Below are 3,304 nucleotides of genomic sequence, written 5' to 3' on the forward strand. Positions count from 1 at the left end.
ACCGAAGGCAAACAAGGCCGGTTCGTGTGGGATTTGTACAACCGCTTGCGGCGTTATGAAGATGACCGCCTGATCGTCAGCTTTGCCTATGACGCTTTGGGAAGGCGCCTGTACAAATACTCACGTTCCAAGTATCGCGACCGACCGCAAGCCGGCCCCGTGTGGAACGAGAATGCCCGGCGGCAGCGGGATGAAGAGCTCGGCTGTGGGTTTACCTGGTACGTGTGGGAAGACGACACGCTGGCGTTTGAGTGTCGGGACCGTGATGGGAAAGGCCACACCACCCACTACGTGTTCGAGCCCGGGACTTTTGTGCCGGTGGCGCAGGCGGTGTCGAATCAGGTCGTCGAACTGTTGCCGCAGCCGGTATATGTCTTCCCGTATGACATCGACAAAGATCCGGTGTGGCAGCACAAGCCTGTGCCCAAGCCGTTTGATGCGCTGGCGTGGTACCAGTGCGACCACCTCGGGACGCCGATGGAACTCACCGGTGAGGATGGGGAGATTGCCTGGAGCGGAACGTATAAGGCCTGGGGGTTGGCCGAGGAAAAGCGCAGCGACCGGGCGACGTGGGCGGATATACGGAATCCGCTACGCTTTCAGGGGCAGTATTTTGATGTTGAGACGGGGCTGCACTATAACCGATATCGATATTACGACCCGCTGACTGCTCGGTTCATAGGAAAAGATCTCATAGGGTTTGATGGAGGCATTAACGTCTACACTTATTGCCTCACTCCTACACAATGGATTGATCCGTTAGGATTAGCGGGAAGAAAACTCCCTGAACCATGGATTGCATCAGGAAATGCTAAAGAAGGATGGCAACACATCGATGAAAGGCATATAAGCGGCACAAACACACAAAAAGGCAATGGAGATCTTTTTGCTGCTGGCACAACACAACTTCAGATACAAGAAGCATGCGAGTGTCTAGTAAAACAAGGCACCAGAGTGAGTGCGCCCGACAAGAGAATCCAAACGTTCGAAAAAAGAATGAAAGTCAACGGAAAACGTGACAGAATACGAGGGATTTTTGATTCCAGTGATAGCAATAGAACAATCACCATCTTCCCAGTAAGAAGTGAATAGCTATGATTGCATTCGAATTTACACGCATAGAAGAACTATTTCTAGCAAGCGACTTTGACCAGGGCCATATCTCGTTGATATCAGAAGACATTTGCATAACTTCCAAGCTAAACCCAAAACATTCAAGCATGATCTATATCTCTATCGCATCGCTGATTGACGGACTGACCAGAAACAGTAAGAATTTTGAGTTTATCGCAGCAGACTCATCGTTCCGCATAAAATTTAAAAGACAAAAGGATACCATTTTAATTCTCCACGAGAATAGCTTAAAATTCAACACAAACCACATTGAACTCCTTCACGCTCTCGAGAAAGGCATAGAGCACTTCCTATCAAACCCCAAAAATATCTTACCAGCGTCCAGTGCAGTTTACTCAGACTTACTATCAAGCAGAAGATCACTTAACCACCAAATAAACAAGCACAATTAATCCAGACTTGCAGCTCTTTAAAATACAAAAATCCATCCCGCATACGCCGCTTACTGCTCAATAATTCGCTGCGGCATTTGGATGGAGAACTAGGCTAGGGTTTTAACTGGTTTTTGTGGGAAGGCGACACGCTGGCGTTTGAGTGTCGGGACCGTGATGGGCAAGGCCATACCACCCATTATGTGTTCGAGCCTGGGACTTTTGTGCCGGTGGCGCAGGCGGTGTCCAACCAGGTCGTCGAGCTGCTGCCGCAGCCGGTTTATGTCTTCCCGTATGACATCGACAAGGATCCGGTGTGGCAGCACAAGCCGGTGCCCAAGCCGTTTGATGCATCTGCATGGTACCAGTGTGATCACCTCGGGACGCCGATGGAACTCACCGGTGAGGATGGGGAGATCGCCTGGCAGGGGACGTACAAGGCTTGGGGGGTGGCCGAGGAGAGACGCAGCGACCAGGCAAAGTGGGCGGATATCCGCAATCCGCTACGCTTTCAGGGGCAGTATTTGGATGTTGGGACGGGGCTGCACTATAACCGTTACCGCTATTATTCACCTCAAATAGGTCGTTTCATTGGAAAAGATCCCATTGGCTTCACGGGCGGTACAAACATTTATCAATATGCGCCCAACCCTACGCAATGGATCGACCCACTTGGGCTTGCTCGCTCAGGGCAGTGGGTCACCGTGGGCAATGGACGAATTAGAATTAATCCACCACATGTTCAAAATACAGACCAGCAAGTTCATGCTCACTGCCAATGTAAGTCTAGACAAAAAGAGGTGATCGTCAACATCGACGGATCTCAAAGACACAAATCACGGGGCACCACGACGGAGCTCACACGCGCAGAAAAGGAATTCAAATTATGATGAAACTTGAAAACATAGAAGCATGGGGAACAACGACCGGCAGCGATGATCCTTTAAGGCTCGATGAAATCTCTTTACTCACAACACCAGCGATGATCCGCACTCTCGGTGTATTTTTAATTAACGCCGCGTACGAAATGGAGTCCAACGACATTGAGCACATACATCTTCAAGATCAAACATCCAACTTTTCACACGAAAATCATGTTGACATAATCGTAATCAATCGAGACAAAGTCAAACTGCGTCAAACCTGATTTAGCAAAGGGCCGGCCACCGGCCCTTACGTTATATATTTCTGTCAAACGACGCTGAAATTTATCTCCGGCAAAAAGCCAACGAAAGGCAGGTATGCACCTTAAAGCAACTTTGCCACCATCACACCCCAAAAAATAATATTGCTCTTTAACATCGCAAAATTTATTAATTAAGCTCTACCGACGCACTTCATCGTCGGTGGAGTGGGCCGCCTGGTGTATCCCGACCAGAGCCAGGACCGCTTCGAACACGACGCTGAAGGCCGCCTGCTCAGCTACACCGACGCGCTACATCGTCGTACCACCTGGGCCTACAACGAAGCCGGGCTGATCCACCAGCGTCATAACCCGGACAACAGCACCCTCACCTACCACTGGGACAAGCTCGGCCAGCTCGAGCGCCTGCGCAACGAAAACAACAGCGAAGCCAGCTTCAAGTACGACCCGACCGGGCGGTTGCTCAAGGAAACCGGCTTCAACAAAGAAGCCACCCACTGCCTCTACGACAACAACAGCAACCAGCCCACTCGCCGCGTCGATGGCGACAGGACCACCCACTTCGAATACGACGCCATGGGCCGCCTGGTGAAAAGCCTCGCGGGTGAGCGCGGCGGCAAAGAGTGGGAAATCGAAACCTTCGCCTACGACGGCA

At 50.9% G+C, this 3,304-nt stretch carries 3 protein-coding genes and 1 pseudogene; all 4 read left to right on the top strand.

Going from position 1 to position 3,304, the window contains the following annotated elements; translation table 11 throughout:
* The coding region (locus ACIP1G_RS31890; RefSeq protein ID WP_400744612.1) for an RHS repeat-associated core domain-containing protein at nucleotides 1-1,092 on the top strand (1,092 nt) is incomplete at its 5' end.
* A gap of 655 nt (nucleotides 1,093-1,747) precedes the next feature.
* Complete coding sequence (locus ACIP1G_RS31895; RefSeq protein WP_400744615.1) at nucleotides 1,748-2,395, top strand: RHS repeat domain-containing protein; 648 nt, start codon at nucleotides 1,748-1,750, stop codon at nucleotides 2,393-2,395.
* Nucleotides 2,392-2,652, top strand: a complete 261-nt coding sequence (locus tag ACIP1G_RS31900) for a hypothetical protein (RefSeq protein ID WP_400744618.1) — start codon at nucleotides 2,392-2,394, stop codon at nucleotides 2,650-2,652. Before ACIP1G_RS31895 ends, ACIP1G_RS31900 begins: the two co-directional genes overlap by 4 nt.
* Nucleotides 2,653-2,868: 216 nt before the next feature.
* Nucleotides 2,869-3,304 (top strand): annotated as a pseudogene (locus ACIP1G_RS31905) (hypothetical protein); the annotation flags it as partial.

Origin of the sequence: Pseudomonas sp. NPDC089392 (assembly GCF_044749595.1) — a bacterium.
Classification (GTDB): Bacteria; Pseudomonadota; Gammaproteobacteria; order Pseudomonadales; family Pseudomonadaceae; genus Aquipseudomonas.